This is a genomic window from Bacteroidota bacterium (assembly GCA_041658205.1).
GTDB lineage: Bacteria > Bacteroidota > Ignavibacteria > UBA10030 > UBA8401 > UBA8401.
On the sequence record JBBAAO010000001.1, the window covers coordinates 128683 to 147148 of the forward strand.

The 18466-nt window shown below is 40.9% G+C and carries 18 protein-coding genes; 16 read left to right on the top strand and 2 right to left on the bottom strand.

Features of this window, described 5'->3' with window-relative positions:
- Positions 1–85 precede the first annotated feature (85 nt).
- From hypE to WDA22_00455, 3 genes are all read left to right on the top strand, one after another.
- Complete coding sequence (gene hypE, locus WDA22_00445) at positions 86–1141, top strand: hydrogenase expression/formation protein HypE (protein ID MFA5831918.1); 1056 nt, start codon at positions 86–88, stop codon at positions 1139–1141.
- 213 nt (positions 1142–1354) lie between these two features.
- Positions 1355–1597, top strand: coding sequence for a DUF4160 domain-containing protein (locus tag WDA22_00450; protein MFA5831919.1), 243 nt, complete (start codon positions 1355–1357; stop codon positions 1595–1597).
- Positions 1572–1814 carry a DUF2442 domain-containing protein gene (locus tag WDA22_00455; protein MFA5831920.1) on the top strand — a complete coding sequence of 81 codons (243 nt, stop codon included), beginning with the start codon at positions 1572–1574 and terminating at the stop codon, positions 1812–1814. The genes WDA22_00450 and WDA22_00455 overlap by 26 nt, the downstream gene beginning before the upstream one ends.
- A gap of 610 nt (positions 1815–2424) precedes the next feature.
- On the opposite strand, the gene WDA22_00460 is transcribed toward WDA22_00455, so the two are convergent.
- On the bottom strand, positions 2425–2655 hold the full coding sequence (locus WDA22_00460; protein ID MFA5831921.1) for a hypothetical protein: 231 nt from the start codon (positions 2653–2655) through the stop codon (positions 2425–2427).
- Positions 2656–2704: 49 nt separating this feature from the next.
- Positions 2705–3088: a hypothetical protein gene (locus WDA22_00465; GenBank protein ID MFA5831922.1), complete on the bottom strand. Its 384-nt coding sequence runs from the start codon at positions 3086–3088 to the stop codon at positions 2705–2707.
- A 227-nt stretch (positions 3089–3315) separates the two neighbouring features.
- Here WDA22_00465 and WDA22_00470 point away from each other — a divergent pair, with 227 nt between their 5' ends.
- The 13 genes from WDA22_00470 to WDA22_00530 all read left to right on the top strand — a co-directional run bounded on the left by WDA22_00470 (position 3316) and on the right by WDA22_00530 (position 18384).
- The gene (locus tag WDA22_00470) at positions 3316–4305 is read left to right on the top strand and encodes an AAA family ATPase (GenBank protein MFA5831923.1); all 990 of its coding nucleotides are present in this window, start codon (positions 3316–3318) and stop codon (positions 4303–4305) included.
- Positions 4306–4378: 73 nt separating this feature from the next.
- Positions 4379–5254, top strand: a complete 876-nt coding sequence (locus tag WDA22_00475; protein ID MFA5831924.1) for a DUF58 domain-containing protein — start codon at positions 4379–4381, stop codon at positions 5252–5254.
- A gap of 115 nt (positions 5255–5369) precedes the next feature.
- Positions 5370–6356 (top strand): hypothetical protein, encoded by a 987-nt coding sequence (locus WDA22_00480; protein ID MFA5831925.1) that lies wholly within the window; start codon positions 5370–5372, stop codon positions 6354–6356.
- A gap of 40 nt (positions 6357–6396) precedes the next feature.
- Complete coding sequence (locus WDA22_00485) at positions 6397–7380, top strand: VWA domain-containing protein (GenBank protein ID MFA5831926.1); 984 nt, start codon at positions 6397–6399, stop codon at positions 7378–7380.
- A gap of 45 nt (positions 7381–7425) precedes the next feature.
- Positions 7426–8484, top strand: a complete 1059-nt coding sequence (locus WDA22_00490; protein ID MFA5831927.1) for a VWA domain-containing protein — start codon at positions 7426–7428, stop codon at positions 8482–8484.
- Complete coding sequence (locus WDA22_00495) at positions 8481–9161, top strand: tetratricopeptide repeat protein (protein MFA5831928.1); 681 nt, start codon at positions 8481–8483, stop codon at positions 9159–9161. Before WDA22_00490 ends, WDA22_00495 begins: the two co-directional genes overlap by 4 nt.
- Positions 9162–9173: 12 nt before the next feature.
- Positions 9174–10997, top strand: coding sequence for a BatD family protein (locus WDA22_00500; GenBank protein ID MFA5831929.1), 1824 nt, complete (start codon positions 9174–9176; stop codon positions 10995–10997).
- Entirely contained in the window at positions 10994–11761 is a 768-nt protein-coding gene (locus WDA22_00505; GenBank protein ID MFA5831930.1) for an SH3 domain-containing protein, read from the top strand. Before WDA22_00500 ends, WDA22_00505 begins: the two co-directional genes overlap by 4 nt.
- A 7-nt stretch (positions 11762–11768) precedes the next feature.
- Positions 11769–12164 carry an SRPBCC domain-containing protein gene (locus WDA22_00510; GenBank protein MFA5831931.1) on the top strand — a complete coding sequence of 132 codons (396 nt, stop codon included), beginning with the start codon at positions 11769–11771 and terminating at the stop codon, positions 12162–12164.
- Positions 12165–12284: 120 nt separating this feature from the next.
- On the top strand, positions 12285–14192 hold the full coding sequence (locus WDA22_00515) for a hypothetical protein (GenBank protein ID MFA5831932.1): 1908 nt from the start codon (positions 12285–12287) through the stop codon (positions 14190–14192).
- 193 nt (positions 14193–14385) lie between these two features.
- Positions 14386–16380 carry a transketolase gene (gene tkt / locus WDA22_00520; GenBank protein ID MFA5831933.1) on the top strand — a complete coding sequence of 665 codons (1995 nt, stop codon included), beginning with the start codon at positions 14386–14388 and terminating at the stop codon, positions 16378–16380.
- A 1-nt stretch (position 16381) separates the two neighbouring features.
- A complete protein-coding gene (locus WDA22_00525; protein ID MFA5831934.1) occupies positions 16382–16783 on the top strand; it encodes a DUF1761 family protein in 402 nt (133 codons plus the stop codon).
- Between the two features lie 2 nt (positions 16784–16785).
- Positions 16786–18384, top strand: coding sequence for an alkaline phosphatase family protein (locus WDA22_00530; GenBank protein ID MFA5831935.1), 1599 nt, complete (start codon positions 16786–16788; stop codon positions 18382–18384).
- Positions 18385–18466 lie beyond the last annotated feature (82 nt).

Genomic DNA, 18466 nt, shown 5'->3' on the forward strand with positions numbered 1-18466 from the left:
GAATAAACAGATTTCCACAGATTTGAATCCGCAAAAAATCCGTCCGATTCGTGATATCCGTGTTCTATTCACATATTAGAATTTTATGACGAACAATATAGCACAAGGACTCAACTGCCCCCTTCCGATTGAAAACCATGCAACTGTGGTTCTCGCGCATGGAGGAGGCGGAAAACTGACTCATCAATTGATCGAACAGGTTTTCAAAAAACATTTCTCGAACCCTGATCTGGATCTGATGCATGACGGAGCGATGGTGGAAGTGAATAAGGGTAGGATTGCAATATCAACTGATTCCTATGTTGTCAGCCCAATTATCTTTCCTGGCGGAAATATTGGAGAATTAGCCGTCAATGGAACGGTGAATGATATCGCCATGTGCGGCGCTCAGCCAAAATATCTTTCCGCTTCATTTATTATAGAAGAAGGTTTGAGCATAGACGAATTGGAATCCATTGTGAAATCTATGTCGCGTGCTGCAAAAACAGCCGGAGTTTCGATTGTTACTGGAGATACAAAAGTTGTTCCTAGGGGAAAAGCAGATAAATTATTCATAACAACTGCTGGTGTTGGAACAATACCAGCTGGAAGAAATATACACCCTTCAAATATTAAAGCGGGAGATTCGATTATCATCAGCGGAACAATTGCTGATCATGGAATGGCGATTATGTCCGTGCGCGAAGGTCTGGAATTTGAATCCGAAATTGCTTCCGACACAATAGCGTTGAATGGATTGGTAGAAGAGATGTATCGTGTTTCTCCAGACATTCATTTCTTGCGTGATCCTACACGAGGTGGAGTTGCAAGTACGTTGAATGAAATTGCATCATCTTCGCAAAAAGGAATCCGATTGATTGAGCGTTCAATTCCGGTGAATGAAAATGTCCGTTCTGCTTGCGAGATTCTCGGTTTCGATCCTTTATATGTTGCCAATGAAGGGAAATTGATTGCTATCGTTTCTGCAAGCGGTACGGATAAGATACTCTCTGCGATGAGAAATCATCCGGCAGGAAAACATTCTGCGATAATCGGAACAGTAACAGATGAACGGCCTTCTATGGTATTACTGCAAACTGCAATCGGTGGGGAACGAGTAGTAGATATGATCACTGGCGAACAATTGCCGAGAATTTGTTAAAAAACCTTGTCAAGGTTATGAATATTTTTCACTAAACCTTGACAAGGTTTGCACATTGTTAGTCTTCCTTTTCAAAGCCCACAAAACAAAAAACGACGGATTATATCCGCCGTTTTTTGTCCCAAAACAATTCACAGTCTACTCAATGGATATATTTTGAATTGGCTATGAAATGGCGCTTTCCATGTTCCAGACAAAATTGTATATTGCTGAGTGCCCACAATTCTGCTAATAAAAGGTTATCGGTTTTTCTTTTTCAGCCGCGAAGGTAATGAACCGATGCATATACACATTGAACAAGCTGAGCGGTATGCAAAATTTTGGTTGAAGCCGATTCAATTAGCAGAATCTAATGGATTTCGCAGTAATGAAATTTCAGAATTGAGTAAATTGGTTCAAGAAAATCAAATTTTATTTGAGGAGAAATGGTATGAATTCTTTAGCCGTAAGAGTTGAATCGAGAATTATAGATTTCTCGTTTACCTCCGATGCGATTAAAGTTGTGTTAGCAGATGGTCGTGAAGTCTCTGCTCCATTGGAATGGTTCCCTCGGTTACGGGATGCTAACGAACAACAGCGCAAAAATTGGCGTTTGATAGGAAAGGGAATTGGTATTCATTGGGAAGATGTGGACGAAGACATTTCTGTAAAAAGCCTTCTTGCCGAAAATTAGAATGTAAAAAAAACCGAGATCTCACTCTGTTTTTTTATTGATGAATGAAATAATAACGTGAATTCTGATCTATAGATCCTCGATTTCGACTCACTCTACCTTCAGGGGTTGTTCTACAAACATCGACTGATGGGAAGCGTGGTGGAAATGATGTTCAGCGAACATCTGCCTGGGATTTGTTAAAACCTTGTCAAGGTTATGAATATTTTTCACTAAACCTTGACAAGGTTTGCACATTGTTAGTCTTCCTTTTCAAAGCCCACAAAACAAAAAACGCGGATTATATCCGCCGTTTTGTTTATCAAACGCATTAATTACTGTTTATACTTGTGTAGCTTCACTTCCTATTATCTTATATTTTATAAATATTATGACGATGTCCTATCTTGTGTATATGCATATTTTTCCTTTTTCATCGACACTGTAAATAACTCTGAATTGTCCAATCTTGAGTTTGCAAAATCCTTTTAAAGTTCCCGTAAGATATATGTGAGGATACTTTTCTGTTGCCGCACTTTCTATCTTATTCTTGATCATCTCCAGAACATTTTTAGGAATCGCTTGAAGTGAAGCGCCCTGTTTATTTAACAGAGCCACATCATAAAGGATCCTAAACATTAAGTGTTTTCCAAAAATCTTGATGAGTTATTACACTTCCTCGCTTCATTCTTCGTTTTGAGGATGACAATTGTTTGACAACATCTGCACTTACATTATTCTCATCAATAAAATCATTGATCGCCTCGAGAAATAGTGCTGATTGTGAAACGTTTTTCTCTTTCGCAATTTTTGATAGCTTCCGTTTTGTGATAGAGCTGATAGAAGCTGTTATGGTCGTCATGTTATTCTGAGTCAATGGTTGAAATTTTTTATGTCGGATTTTTCTGCAACTACACTTGCGGAACTTCCCGTCCCATCATTTTATAGATATCGATAATCTGCTGTGCATTTTCCTTCGCGTCCTGATTGTTTGGATCGAGCTTCAACACTTCGCGATAATGCTTTAATGCGCTCGGGTATTTTACTTTTGGTGCCAGTGTATCGTTGAACATAAAATAATGCCCAAATTTCATATGGGCGGAGATCAATGACTGTTTCAGCGCCGGATCGTTCGGGCTGGATTTTGCAATATCATCTAGAGCTTTGATACCTTCGTCATAGCTTCCGGTGTTCACCAGAGCGTTGGCGTGATTTAATTTTTCAGCGTCGGCTTTTGGTTCCGAACATCCGAACAGGAACATCATTGTTGCGACAAGCGGCAGGGCATATTTCATCGAAAAAATTCCTTTCTTTTTGCTTTACGGTTGTAAGAAAATACGAAAGATTGTATAAAAAATACACTAATCTTTCTTCTTTTTCATCGGAACATTTTTTATTTTAAGGACGTCTAATCTGTCGTTTACAGGGTAGTGTACCATAAAAAACTAAAATGTCAGCCACCTCGGTTGTGGAATAAAATGTGCTTGGTGTCTGACATCTTGATTTTAAATTCGGAGGAATAATGAACTACGATATTAAAGCGATCAACGAAAAGATCCAAAAGGAAAGTGCCTTTGTCGATCTTTTGACGCTTGAAATCAACAAGGTTATTGTTGGTCAGAAGCATATGGTTGAGCGTCTGCTCATCGGCCTTCTGGCGAATGGTCATATTTTATTGGAAGGTGTTCCCGGTCTGGCAAAGACATTGGCGATTAAAACACTTGCATCCGCCATCGATGCAAAGTTCCAGCGCATCCAATTCACCCCGGATCTGCTCCCTGCCGATTTGGTTGGAACACTCATCTATAATCAGAAAGATGGAAAGTTCCAGACAAAAAAGGGACCGATCTTTTCCAACTTTATCTTAGCGGACGAAATCAACCGTTCACCGGCAAAAGTGCAGAGCGCTTTACTTGAAGCAATGCAGGAACGCCAGGTGACAATCGGTGAAGAGACGTTCAAACTTGATGAGCCGTTTTTAGTTCTTGCCACACAAAACCCGATCGAACAAGAAGGAACATATCCACTTCCCGAAGCACAGGTTGACCGATTCATGCTGAAAGTGAAAATTACCTATCCTTCGAAGGAAGATGAACTTGGTATTATGCGTCAAAATGTAATGGGAAAAAACAGTGAAGTGCAGAAAGTTGTTTCGACAAAAGAGATTATGAAAGCACGCGCTTCACTGCAAGAAATTTATATGGATGAAAAGATCGAACGATATATTCTGGATATCGTCTTTGCAACCCGTAATCCGAAAGATGCTCAGCTTCCGAATCTTGCCAATCTCATCAATTATGGTGCATCACCTCGGGCCACAATCTCTCTTGCACTGGCATCGAAAGCGTATGCCTTCATTAAACGACGAGGATACGTTATTCCGGAAGATGTTCGTGCCGTTGCTATGGATGTGATGCGACATCGAATCGGTGTTTCGTACGAAGCCGAGGCAGAAGAAGTAACATCCGAAACGATTGTTCAGGAAATTTTGAACAAAGTAGAAGTACCGTAATCAGTTATCAATGAACAGTTGTCTGTGAACAGGTTCTTAAGATAATTGTTCATTGTTTATTGCTAATTGAACAATGACCACAGCAGAATTATTAAAAAAAGTACGTCAAGTTGAAATCAAAACCCGAGGAATGGTGAACCAGGTCTTCTCGGGAGAGTACCACTCTGTCTTTAAAGGACGAGGAATGGAATTCTCAGAAGTGCGTGAATATTCCTACGGTGATGATATCCGAAAGATTGATTGGAACGTTACTGCGCGAAACAATAAACCGTTCATCAAGATTTTTGAAGAAGAACGTGAATTGACGGTGATGCTCGTTGTTGATGTCAGTCGGTCGGGACAGTTCGGAACAGTCAGTGCAACAAAGAATGAAATTGCAACAGAGATCTGTGCCGTACTCGCATTTTCGGCAATCCGAAACAATGACAAGGTCGGATTGATTATGTTCTCGGATACCGTGGAAAAATTTATCGCGCCAAACAAAGGGAAGTCTCACATTCTCCGTATTGTTCGGGAACTTCTTTCGTTCCAACCCAAAGGGACAGGAACGAATGTCAGCGGTGCATTGCAATATTTGAATAGTGTCATCAAAAAACGTTCCATCAGTTTCGTCTTGTCTGATTTCATCGATAGCAATTATGATAATGCCCTTCGCATCGTCAGCAAACGCCATGATGTTATTGCGGTAACAATGAATGACCCTCGCGAGCGTGAACTTCCAAAAATCGGTCTGATTAAAATAAAAGATGCAGAATCTGGTCAGGAACGCTGGATCGATACGAATGACAATAATATCCGACAGTCATTCACTCAGTTTTGGAAGCAACATGATGAACGGATGAAGAAAGCATTTCTGTCTACAAAAGTTGACCGCATTACAATCGAAACACATAAGCCATACCTGCGCCCGCTGGTTGATTTCTTCAAAATGAGAGAAGCGCGAGTGTAACAATGAGGTTATTGCGAAGAGTTCCGATAATATCGAAACAACGGAGCAATTCCTTCAGTTTTTTTTGCTATAGTTTTTTATTTGAGTTTGTCCAAGGATTTAAAGTTGTAGTGTAATGAAAGTATTAACATTGAAAATATTTTTTATTCCTTTACTATTTGTCAGTCTGGTTTTCCCTCAGAATGTCACTGTCACGGCTACTGTTGATTCACAATCAGTCGTGATTGGTGATTGGATACGATATTCTGTGGAGGTGAAACACCCCTCTGCTGTGACCGTAAAATTTCCTTCATTGAAAGATTCCATTGGTTCATTCGATATTGTCCAACAAGATACAATTTCAAGGACTGAACAAAATGGCGAGATTGAACTAAAGAAAAATTTTGTTCTATCAAAATATGATGCCGGAAATTTTTATATACGGCCGTTTGTTGTTCAATTCAAAAAGGGAAATGGGAAACTCGATTCAGTTCAATCAAATCCTATCCCTGTGGAAATTCGAGGAGTCGAAGTTGATACATCCCAAACCATTAAGGATGTCAAACCGCAATTGACGGTCCCAATGTCTGTGGAAGAAATTGCTGTTTATATTGGTATTGTTCTTTCCCTTGCGGGACTTGGTTATGGTCTCTATTATTACATTCAAAAGAGGAAACGAACTGCCGGCGAGATCGAAGAAGAGAAAAAGCCAAATATCCCACCACATGTGCTGGCATTAATGCAGTTGGAGGAGTTGGAAGCAAAACGGTTGTGGCAAGCGGGTGAGATTAAAGCGTATTATAGTGAGGCAACCGAGATTGTGCGTCGCTATTTTGAACTGCGATACGGAATTATGGCGCTTGAAATGACGACAGGTGAAGTAATGATGCAGTTAGAAAAATTTGCACTAACGAAACAAACATTCGGATCTATTGAATCATTATTGTCTAGTGCTGATCTGGTAAAATTTGCAAAATATCAACCGGTCGCCGTGGAGAATGAACAGATCATAACTCGGTCCCGAATGATTGTGGAACAAACAAAACCGGTTATTGAATCGGTTGAAACAAATAGCAACCAGCAAAACACTAAAACGCAAAGTAATGTAATCGCAACTTCTTAGTGCTTTCGTGTTTTGTAGTTTATTTAATTAAATGACCGATATAACATTCGCAAATCCTGAAGTACTATTTTTACTGCTCCTCGTTCCCAGTCTTGTCGTCTGGTATTATTACCGTCTTCATGCAAAGGAGAGCGATGTGCGGTATTCAACATTGCAACCTTTTGCAATGGTTAAATACAGCGCAAAGGAACGACTCCGTCATTTGCCGTTCATCCTTCGAATGATTGCGCTTTCTCTTGTTATTTTTGCACTCGCGCGTCCGCAATCTTCTTCAAAAGGACAAAATGTCTATTCCGAAGGAATTGACATTGTTCTTGCTCTGGATATATCAGGAAGTATGCTTGCAGAAGATTTTCAACCGAATCGAATCGAAGCAGCAAAAAATGTCGCGCAGGATTTTATCGGAGGAAGAACAAATGATCGAATTGGGTTGGTAATATTCTCCGGCGAAAGTTTTACTCAATGTCCTTTGACGGTTGATTATGAAGTGTTGAAGACATTGATTAAACCGTTGAAAAGCGGAATGATCGAGGATGGAACGGCGATCGGTTTAGGGCTTGCCAATGCGGTAAATCGATTGCGCGAAAGCAAGGCAAAAAGTAAAGTCATTATCCTTTTAACTGATGGTGTAAATAATCGCGGCGAAATTGATCCGATCACCGCAGCACAAATTGCTCAATCATATGGTATTCGGGTTTACACCGTTGGTGTCGGAACAGTCGGCGAAGCGCCCTATCCGGTGCAGACGCCGTTCGGCATTCGTTATCAAATGGTCCCTGTTGAGATTGATGAAAAAGTCTTAAACCAAGTTGCCGAAATGACAGAAGGAAAATACTTCCGCGCCACGGATAATAAAAAACTGCGTTCCATCTATCAGGAAATCGATCAGTTGGAAAAAACCCGTGTGGAAGTCCGTTCATATCGCCGATACACGGAATTGTTCTACTCATTCATTTTCGTTACACTGTTTCTGTTGATTAGTGATGTTGGTCTCTCAAATACGTGGTTAAGAAAAATTCCATAATCTAAAAGTTCAGTATCAGAACCGCTTTTTAATTTTTTTTACTTTATGTTTAGATTTGCACATCCAGACTATTTATATTTTTTAGCAGCGGTTCCGTTATTTCTGCTGTTGTTTTTCTATGTACGGATGCAAAGCGGTAAGGCGCGAAAACAATTTTCCTCCTCGGAATTATTCGTTCGTCTTTCTGAGCAACATAGTACCCGCAAAGGAATAGTAAAAGCGACTCTTATTCTTTTAGCATATGTCATGCTGATCATTTCACTTTCGAATCCGCAAGTGGGTACGAGAATGGAAGAGGTGAAACAAGAAGGGGTCGATATGTTTATTGCATTGGACGTTTCCAAGTCCATGCTCGCAGAAGATATCAAACCGAACAGATTAGAAAAAGCAAAATACGAAATCAACAATCTCATCGATCGATTGGCAGGGGATAAGATCGGCGTGATCGTTTTTTCCGGCGAAGCGTATACTCAATTTCCTTTGACTGTCGATTATGCCGCCGCTGGTCTTTTGCTCGAAGTTGTCGATGTGGAATCCGTCCCCAATCCGGGAACAGCAATCGGTTCCGCCATCATTCAGGCAATGAAATCATTCAATTTTGAAGAACCTTCCACCAAAGTACTCGTTATTATGACCGATGGTGAGAATAATTCCGGCGATGCTATTGAACAGGCAAAAGCAGCGGCAGAAAAGGGAGTTCGTATCTATACTATAGGCCTTGGTTCTTCATCTGGTGCTCCTATTCCAATCTATAATGGATCAGGCCAACAGGTTGATTTCAAACGTGACCGATCCGGAAATATTGTTCTGACAAAGCTGGATGAAGTTTCGTTACAGGATATTGCATCTATTGGTAAAGGAAATTATTACCGCGCGACGAATTCACAGGATGAATTGGATGCTATTTACAAAGATATTAATACATTGGAAAAACGGGAATTCGGCGCTAAACAATTCACTGAATTCGATGACAAGTTTCAGTATTTTCTTTTTATGGCATTAATGCTGATGGTGGTTGAAGTGATTCTGTCAGATAAAAAGACCGAATGGCTTGCACAATACAATCCTTTCAGAGGACTGCTTCGCACGGAGAAGGTAAAATGAAGAAGATGCTTTTTGTGTGGATATTGCTGTGCGGCGTGTTGAATGCACAGTCGATTCGTTCCCTGGTGAACAATGGAAATGAACTGTACGAAAAGAAACAGTTTTCCGATGCTGAAGCGGAATACAAGAAATCTCTTGAAAAAGAAAAGGACCTTATGGAAGGCACTTTTAATCTTGGCAATGCCGTCCACAAACAACAACGGTACGACGAAGCAATCCAAAATTATCAACAAGCATTGTCCAAAGCCTCCGATAAATCGACGCAATCACAGATTCATTACAATATCGGAAATTCGTATTTTGAAGGGAAGCAATATCAAGAAAGTATCAATGCGTATAAACGGGCATTAAAACTGAATCCCAGTGATGAAGATGCCCGATATAATCTTTCCTACGCATCCCGTATGCTGAAGGAACAACAGAAACAACAACAGCAGCAGAAAAAGGATAAGAACAAAAATCAGGAGAAAAAAGATCAGGAGAAACAGGATCAGCAGCAGCAACAAAAGCAAGATCAACAACAACAGCAGCAACAACAAATGGCGCAGCAGCAGAAAGAACTCTCAAAAAAAGAAGCAGAGCGTATTCTAGAAGCATTGAAGAACGATGAAAAGAACACACAGAAGAAAGTTCGCAAAAAAGCTCCCGTAAAATTAAATGTGGAAAAAGATTGGTAGTAAGCAATTCGAATGGTTAAGAAAAAAATATATTGCATCATACTGACAATGTGGGTCTTCTCTGCACTCCTTTTTTCGCAGAATCCCGCATTTATTGCCACGGTGGACAAAAATCCTGTTACGCAGGATGAACAATTCACACTTGAACTTACAATGAATTCTTCAGGCGAGACTCCTCGGAATTTCAAAGCTCCTGATTTTAGTAAGTTCCTCCTCCTTTCCGGTCCGAACCAATCAACAAGCATGCAAATAATTAATGGAGCTGTGAGCTCATCCCAAACATTCAGCTACGTGTTGCAGGCTCGTGAAGCAGGAAAGTTTACAATCGCTTCCGCAGTAATTGAAGTTGGGGGGAATCAATTTAAATCTAATCCCATTGAATTGACGGTGACCAAGGCATCCGGAAAAAAATCTCAACAGACCCAGTCGGCCCAAGCACAGGGTGTTGATATTGGAGATAATGTTTTCCTACGCGCCGTTGTGGATCGGTCACGAGTATATCAGGGTGAGCAGGTTACAGTGACGTATAAGATTTATACGCGCGCTCGAATTGTTAATTATGCTATCAACAAACTGCCAACAATGACCGGTTTTTGGGGAGAAGAACTGCCTCTTCCGCAGCAGGTAAATTTGTCAAACGAGATGATCAACGGAAAGCAGTATCAAGTAGGTACTCTTAGGAAAATGGCGTTGTTCCCTACACAAAGCGGCACGTTATCGATCAATCCGATGGAATTGACCTGTCAGGTGCAAGTGCAGTCACGCCGTCGTTCCAACGACATCTTTGATCAGTTCTTTAATGATCCATTCTTTGGTGCGCAAACAGCAAATGTTCCGTTGAAAAGTGATCCGGTAAAAATCACGGTGCTTCCATTACCGCAAAATCCTGTTCCGGAATCATTCCAAGGCGCAGTTGGGAAATTCTCGCTGACAGCATCCCTTAACAAACGCCGGGCAAAAACAAACGAACCAATTTCGTTAAAAGCCATCATCACCGGTTCCGGCAATGTGAAGATTCTTGAAGCGCCGAAATTGAAACTTCCTACAGATTTTGAACAATACGATCCAAAAGTAAAAGAAGATATTGACCGAACCGGTTCAGCAATTAGTGGAACAAAAACATTTGAATGGCTTATTGTTCCGAGGTATCCCGGCGATAAAAAGATTCCGGCGTTAGTATTTTCCTATTTTGATGTTGGTCAACGCCGATATGTGACGCTTCGAACGAATGAGTTCAATGTACTTGTGGAGAAAGGGAGTGCTGAAGCCCCGCAGAATGCTGCCGGACTCTCAAAAGAAGATGTGAGATTGTTGAACCAGGATATTCGCTTTATCAAAACGGATGTAAGTGCATTTCGCGAAAAGAATAAGGAATTAATCGATCCCACTGCGGCAATAATGATGACTGTCATTCCCTTCGCTGCTTTTATAGGATTATTATTCTATCGTCAAAAAGCTTTGACTGAAATGTCGGACGTTGTTTCCTTCCGTTCACGCAAAGCATTGAAGATTGCTGCAAAGAAGCTTGCAAATGCAAATATGCTTTTGCATGCCAACAAGCCGGAAGAGTTCTATGCTGAAGTCTCAACGGCAATGTGGCAATATGTTTCCGATAAACTGGCGATTGATCGTGCTGAACTTTCTATCGACAATGTCACTCAGAAATTACACGAAAAGAAAGTCTCAGATGACCTGACGCAAAAGATAAAAGAATTATTGGAATCGTGCGAATTTGCCCGGTTTGCCCCGGGCAGTTCTTCAACGGAAGAAAAGAAAAAGATGTATGAAATGGCAAGCAGTATTATTGTTGCGGCAGAGCGGGAGTTGGTGCGATGAAAAAAATATTCCGGCAAATTACTCTGTGTCTCTGTGTTTCTGCGGTGATTACTTCAGCGCAAAGCGAAGAATTGACATCGGTCTTTGAAGATGCTAATCGTCTGTATTTGGAACAAAAATTTGATGCTGCGATTTCCCGATATGAATCGATCATTGCAAACGGATATGAGAATGGTGAAGTTTATTTCAATCTTGGGAACGCCTATTACAAATCGGGAAAGCTTCAACATGCTATCTTGAATTACGAACGGGCGCGAAAATTTATTCCGAATGACGATGATCTGGAATTTAATCTTCAATTAGTGAATCTTCAATTGACTGATAAAATTGAATCGATCCCAGAACTATTTATTTACCGTTGGGCAGACGCATTGTTAACTATTTTCACACGTGATACAATGGTATGGATGCTGTATTCATTTTTCATTCTGGCACTGCTATCATTCTCTTATTTTCTATTTGCGGAAACATATGAAGGCCGCCGGTATTCATTAATGAGCGGTATGATCTGCTCCGCGTTATTGGTATTGGGAATAGCAAATTTTGTGATTCAATCTATCCGTGAATCTGAATCGGAATTTGCCGTCGTGATGACCGATGTTGCCAACATTAAATCAGCGCCGGACAGCAAGGGAAACGATCTTTTTGTTATTCATCGCGGTTTGAAAGTGCAAGTTTTGGATAATGTGAATAAGTGGTATAAGATCCGTCTTGCCGACGGAAAAGTTGGCTGGATTCCCGAAAAAGAGATCGAATCAATTTAAGGTTGTTTTGAAAACCAAATCCTTCAAACAAAAAATTTCATTCAAAGCTTCAGCGCACGATGTGTATAGTGCATTGATGGATTCGAAGAAGCATGCAAAATTCACCGGTGGTCCTGCGAAAATAAGCCGGAAGATTGGCGGAACATTTTCGGTGTATGACGGCTACGCGACAGGAAGGAATCTTGACCTTGTGGATGATAAAAAGATTGTCCAAGAGTGGCGTGCCTCTGATTGGGATGATGCAGATCTTTCCGAAGTGACTTTCTTGATTACTCCCACCAAAACAGGTTGTACGCTGACATTCACTCATAAAAAAGTTCCTCTGCAGCATTTTTCTGCTATTAAGCAAGGGTGGATAGATTTTTATTGGAAACCAATGAAAGAAATGCTTGAATTTCGATAAAATCATCGTTTTTGACCATTGTAAAGACCTCGATTTAACGCTATCTCATTAAAAAATCTGCAACTTAACCCGTTTTTTTCTCGTAAAGTTTAGAAACCTGTATTATAGGAGAATAACTTTATGAAGAATGTCCAAAAATCACCGATTGCCTTATTCATTGTTGTTGCTGCCGCTGCAATCGTATTCCTCGGCAATACACTTCCAGACGAAAAAGACTCTCCCAATAATTCCCCAATACAATCAGAATCAAAAAAATATTTTATCACACTCAAGGATTTTACGACGGATGAAGTAAAAGGGCTCGGTTTTACTCTCTCAAAAGATATCACTGTGCACATCAATGCTGTTGGCGGAGGGAGTAAAAATTCCTGGAAAGAAATGTTTGGCAACAGAAATCGTTCGAATGATATGTTTGCTGCCGGCTGGATTATTGATGCTGAGACGAGAGAAATGGTATGGGAAATGTCGATGGATAATACCTCAGGCAGGGAAGAAAACCGAACGTGTGAAGATGATGTAAAATTAAAGCAAGGATCGTACGAAGTGTATTATGCAGCGTACGGATTCTCCTCAAGTTCTTCTTTCGGAAATTTCACATCCATCAATATTGACAGACGAGAAGGAAAATCACACAACAAATGGAAAAAATATTTGAATTGGTTTAACGATGATTACAGCTCCATGTATGATGAGTTTATGGATCGTGCAAAAAATGATTACGGAATCCTGCTTTCTGTCCCGACCGGTGAAGAAAATGCCGTGCAAACATTTAATGCTCCTCGAAAAAATGCGAACATCGTTTTTGCCGCAACCGGAATCGGCGATGGTGCATATGTCCGAAAAAAATTAACAGTGAATAAAGATGTCTCAGTTTCAGTCTATGCTCTTGGTGAAGGCCGCGGCAGAGATGAAGTGTTCGACTATGGCTGGATCACGAATTCCGATACGCGTGAACGTGTGTGGGAGATGAAATATAGCAATACTGAATACGCTGGAGGTGCTTCAAAGAATGTTGTATTCAGCGGTGATGTTCGTTTAACAAAAGGTAATTATGAGTTAAGTTTCGTAACGGACGATTCTCATTCACGCGAAGATTGGAATTCAAAACCCCCATACGATCCGTTCAACTATGGAATCATTGTTACCACAAAGAATGAAAGTGATAAATCTGCCATTGCAATATCTGATTATAGTTTTGAAAAAGGAAATATTATTGTTCAATTGACCAGAGTGCGGAATGATGAATTTGTTCAATCCGGCTTCACGCTGAAAGCTGAGACCCGGCTTCACATTTATGCTTTGGGCGAAGGTCATGGATCGGTGCGTGTAAAGATAATGGGGAAAGCGGTCTTTGAAAATGACAGGGAAGAACTTGCTGATTACGGCTGGATTATTAATGCGAAAACACGCGAACGTGTGTGGGACATGAATCAATCAAACACAACTCATGCGGGCGGTGCAAGGAAAAACCGACTGACCGATGAGTTCATCACACTTCCAGCTGGAAACTACATTGTATTCTATCAAACAGATGATTCTCATGCGTACAATGATTGGAATGATGATAAACCGTTCGATGCTGAATCATACGGTATCACCGTGATGGGTGTGGGGGAAAATTTTTCAATGAAAAACATCTCCAAGTTTGAAGAGGTGGCCGATGAGAATGTTCTTGTCCAATTGATCAAAGTGCGGGATGACAGGCATGTCCGGCAAAAATTCGCATTGGACAAAGCAATGAAAGTGCGGATCTATGCGATCGGCGAAGGGGTAAACAATGATATGGCGGATTATGCTTGGATCGAAAATGTTAAGAATGGCGATGTAGTTTGGGAAATGACGTATCGTAATACCTCGCATGCGGGCGGGGCAAAAAAGAACCGGATCTTCGATAAATTGGTCTATCTTGAAAATGGTGAATACGAGGTGCATTTTCAGACAGATGATTCGCACGCATTTAATGATTGGAATGACGATCCGCCTGAGGACAGGACTCACTGGGGCATAACCATCTATAAAGAACAATGATCAACGTTTGAAGTCGATAAAAAAACCTGACAAAATATTGTCAGGTTTTTTATTTATGGAATGATTGTTTTCCGTTTCAAATTCGCCGACCTTCTCAATACTATAACAGTATTTCGATTCCTTCCTTTTTTATTCTTCCTTTTTTTTCTATCTTTCTCAACGAAAACCCTCATTATGATAACTTGGAGTATCTGTGTCATCAGCACAACTCGATCAACTTTGTATTAATACTATTCGTACGCTCGCCATGGATGGCGTTCAAAAAGCAAAATCTGGACATCCAGGAATGCCGATGGGTGCGGCATCTATGGCGTATGTTGTTTGGACAAAATTTTTGAAACATAATCCTACTCATCCTCAATGGATGAATCGGGACAGATTTGTTCTTTCTGCCGGACATGGTTCCATGCTGCTATATTCACTTCTTCACCTTACCGGATATGATCTGTCGCTTGATGATCTTCAAAAATTTCGGCAGTTAGGGAGCAAGACTCCCGGTCATCCTGAGTATGGACATACTGCCGGAGTTGAAACGACAACAGGACCGCTCGGTCAAGGATTTGCCAACGGAATCGGTATGGCAATGGCGCAAAAATACCTGGCAGCAACATTTAACAGGCCGAATTTTTCGATTGTAGATTATTTTATTTATGCAATATGCGGTGACGGTGATTTGATGGAGGGGATTGCGTCAGAAGCTGCTTCACTTGCAGGTCACTTAAAACTGGGCAATCTCATTTATTTGTATGACGACAACAGCATTAGTATAGATGGAAGCACTGGATTAGCATTTACCGAGGATGTTGGAGCAAGGTTTGAAGCATATGGTTGGCACGTACAGACTGTTCATGATGGCAACAATCTCGAAAAAATTGAAACAGCTATTCGTCATGCACAGCAGGTAACGGATAAACCATCCTTGATAAAAGTAAAAACCCACATTGGTTATGGAAGTCCAAATAAACAGGACTCACATGATGCGCATGGTTCTCCATTGGGTGATGATGAAATAAAACTGACCAAGAAAAATTATGGTTGGGATGAGAATAAAACATTTTTTATTCCTGATGAAGCACTTAAGCAATTTCGAATGTCTGTTGAGGAAGGGAAAAAGCGGGAAGGTGAATGGAAAACACTTTTTGCTGAATATAAAAACACACATCCGGAGCTAGCCGTTACCTTTGAAAATTCCATCAACAGTAATTACGGTGAGGCATGGAAAAAAGCATTACCAGTATTCACTTCTGAGAATGGAACGCTTGCAACTCGCGAAGCTTCGGGAAAAGTTCTTGCGGCGATAGCAGAGCATTTACCGACGCTAATCGGTGGTTCAGCAGATTTAACACCATCGAACAATACGTATGTAAAAGGGATGGAAAATTTTCAACCAGCAAATTACGGAGGGAGATACGTTCGATACGGAGTTCGTGAACACGCGATGGGTTCATTGATGAATGGTATTGCACTGACGAATGGCATGATTCCGTATGGCGGAACATTCCTTATCTTTTCAGAATATATGCGACCTCCGATCCGTCTTGCAGCGTTGATGGGAATTCGTCCGATCTATGTTTTTACGCATGACAGCATCGGGCTCGGCGAAGATGGACCGACACATCAACCGGTAGAGCAGCTCGCGTCACTTCGTTCAATTCCAAATATTACCGTCCTTCGTCCCGCGGATGCAAATGAAACGGCACAGGCATGGAAAATTGCAATTGAACATACTTCGGGTCCCGTCGTGCTTGCATTAACAAGACAGAAACTGCCGTTCATCGACAGGACGAAATTCGCTCCCGCCGAACGTACAGCGAAGGGAGCATATATTCTCGCAGAGAATTCTTCAACGCCGGAAATTATTTTGATTGGTACGGGTTCAGAACTTCAATTTGTTCTTGGTGCGTACGAACAATTGGTGGAGGATGGAGTGTTAGCCAGAATCGTCAGTATGCCCTCATGGGAGTTGTTTGAACGACAACCAAAAGAATACCGTGAATCGGTTTTTCCGCCATCGGTAACAAAACGACTCGCAGTTGAAGCGGGTGTTGAACTTGGTTGGCACAAATATGCATCCAATAATGTCACCATCAATACATTCGGACAGTCAGCCCCCTATGAAGCGTTATATAAACATTACGGATTTACGACAGAAAACGTTCTAGCAAAAGCGAAAGCGATGTTGAAATAATATGCCATTTCAGATATCCCTCAATATCCCGGCAATCATCAGTTCAGCATTCATTTGTTTTTCATTGCTGGCACTCTGGTTTTCACCCGCATTGTTTGGAAATGTTATCCGGAAATATCGCCAGCATCGTGAAAACAATATTACACTTGGCAAGTTTGCATCGCAATTTGTTTTCGTTATGTTGTTTACGATGGTCATGGAAGTAGTTGTCGATTCTATAGGTTCTGTCGGAATGAGTCAAGGGGTATATGTTGGTGTTGCAGTGTGGCTTCTTATTTCGCTAATCCATTTATCAGTGGCGTTCCGTTTCGATAAGAATTCTATGCTAATTAAGAGCATCTATTCAGGTTATTTTCTTGTAACATCGGTCATTTCGGCCGCGCTGCTTTCCATGTGGAGATAATAATGAGAAAAATTTTGTTCATGTTTTGCATTGTGTCATTTTTTGCTGTTGCAAAATCACCTACTCCAAAACTTGTTGTCTTTCTTTCCGTTGACCAATTACGCCCTGATTATTTTGAACGATATGGTCATTTATTTACCGGTGGATTTAAGAGATTGTATACACAGGGAATTGTGTATACCAATGCCGATCTGAATTATGCATCGAGTGAAACCGGTCCCGGTCATGCAACGCTTGGCACTGGATGTTATCCCGGAAAAAACGGAATTCTGGGCAATGAGTGGATCGATCCTAACACAAAAAAAACTATTTACTGCGTTGAAGATTCGTTGGCAAAAAAAGTAGAGGGGAATGGAGGTGGATTTTCACCTCGCAATTTGGTCGTTTCCGCTATTGGTGATTGGTTGAAAGAAAAATCAAAAAAATCAAAAGTGGTTTCTGTATCGGCGAAAGACCGAGCTGCCATTTTAATGGGGGGGATGAAAGCGGATTTTGTTTTTTGGTACGGGAAAAAGAACGGCGCCATGGTGACCTCGGATTATTATATGACATCGCTTCCTGACTGGGCTAAGAAGTTCAATGCTTCTGGCTGGATCGACAAAAATGTACCCGATGCATGGACAAAAAGTCTACCGGAATCAATTTATACCGTAATCGGTCCCGACGAATTTGTTGCAGAACAGCAATGGGGTGATAATTCATCCTTTCCCCATCTGTTCACCCCGGAAAAAAAATCGGAACAAATAATGGGCACGCCATATGGGGATTTCTTTTTGATTGATTTCGCCCTTACGGCAATCAAAGCAGAACAACTCGGTAAACGGGGAATGACAGATGTGCTTTGTATGTCATTATCCAACTGTGATTATGTGGGGCATGGATATGGACCGGATAGTCATGAGTTATTGGATTTGCTAGTGAATACGGATAAAGCGTTAGGAAAATTCTTTGAAGAATTGGATAACAGTGTCGGAAAAGAGAACTATATCGTCGCATTGAGCGCTGATCATGCTGTTTGCCCTCTTCCCGAATATTCGGTTCAGTACAGAAATATTCCCGCAAAACGGTATATCTACGCAACCGATATAAAGCCGAAACTTGATTCACTCTCTTCATTATTAAAATACGAGCTGAATACTTCGGAAGATGTTATTATCAAAAATAGTTTTATTAATTATACATTGGCAACAAAAGATGGCTGGGACAGTTTGAATCTCGAACGTGAAATTACCAAAGGATTGCTTGCGATTGATGCATTCGTTGATGTTTATTTCCGTCACGAGTTGATTGGTAATGTTCCGTCAGACAAGCCCTTCATTCAAAAATATCGAAACAGCTATTACGCACCTCGGGGTGAAGATTTCCAGTATCGGATTCGGGAACATTGCATTATTTCGTCCCGTTCAAACGGAACGACGCATGGCTCTCCGTATTCATATGATACGCATATTCCATTGATTTTTTGGTGGAATAGTGCAGTTCCTCAAAAGATTTCCCGCGAAGTTCACTCTGCCGATGCAGCTCCGACGCTTGCTAAGTTTGCCGGATTTTCATTTCCTAAAAACTTGGATGGGATTCCATTAAGGGAAGTAGTGAAATAAGAAAAAAGAATTGAAACCATAAATCTCTAAACTTTAATCTCCAAACCCCATACTTCACCGAGAATTATTTGAATTTTAATCT

What these genes read in the sequence shown, in the direction of transcription:
- hypE (MFA5831918.1), top strand. Translation starts at nt 86, where the DNA reads ATGACGAACAATATAGCACAAGGACTCAACTGCCCCCTTCCGATTGAA.
- WDA22_00455 (MFA5831920.1), top strand. Translation starts at nt 1,572, where the DNA reads ATGAATTCTTTAGCCGTAAGAGTTGAATCGAGAATTATAGATTTCTCG.
- WDA22_00460 (MFA5831921.1), bottom strand. Translation starts at nt 2,655, where the DNA reads ATGACGACCATAACAGCTTCTATCAGCTCTATCACAAAACGGAAGCTA.
- WDA22_00465 (MFA5831922.1), bottom strand. Translation starts at nt 3,088, where the DNA reads ATGAAATATGCCCTGCCGCTTGTCGCAACAATGATGTTCCTGTTCGGA.
- WDA22_00470 (MFA5831923.1), top strand. Translation starts at nt 3,316, where the DNA reads ATGAACTACGATATTAAAGCGATCAACGAAAAGATCCAAAAGGAAAGT.
- WDA22_00475 (MFA5831924.1), top strand. Translation starts at nt 4,379, where the DNA reads ATGACCACAGCAGAATTATTAAAAAAAGTACGTCAAGTTGAAATCAAA.
- WDA22_00480 (MFA5831925.1), top strand. Translation starts at nt 5,370, where the DNA reads ATGAAAGTATTAACATTGAAAATATTTTTTATTCCTTTACTATTTGTC.
- WDA22_00490 (MFA5831927.1), top strand. Translation starts at nt 7,426, where the DNA reads ATGTTTAGATTTGCACATCCAGACTATTTATATTTTTTAGCAGCGGTT.
- WDA22_00495 (MFA5831928.1), top strand. Translation starts at nt 8,481, where the DNA reads ATGAAGAAGATGCTTTTTGTGTGGATATTGCTGTGCGGCGTGTTGAAT.
- WDA22_00500 (MFA5831929.1), top strand. Translation starts at nt 9,174, where the DNA reads ATGGTTAAGAAAAAAATATATTGCATCATACTGACAATGTGGGTCTTC.
- WDA22_00505 (MFA5831930.1), top strand. Translation starts at nt 10,994, where the DNA reads ATGAAAAAAATATTCCGGCAAATTACTCTGTGTCTCTGTGTTTCTGCG.
- WDA22_00515 (MFA5831932.1), top strand. Translation starts at nt 12,285, where the DNA reads ATGAAGAATGTCCAAAAATCACCGATTGCCTTATTCATTGTTGTTGCT.
- WDA22_00525 (MFA5831934.1), top strand. Translation starts at nt 16,382, where the DNA reads ATGCCATTTCAGATATCCCTCAATATCCCGGCAATCATCAGTTCAGCA.
- WDA22_00530 (MFA5831935.1), top strand. Translation starts at nt 16,786, where the DNA reads ATGAGAAAAATTTTGTTCATGTTTTGCATTGTGTCATTTTTTGCTGTT.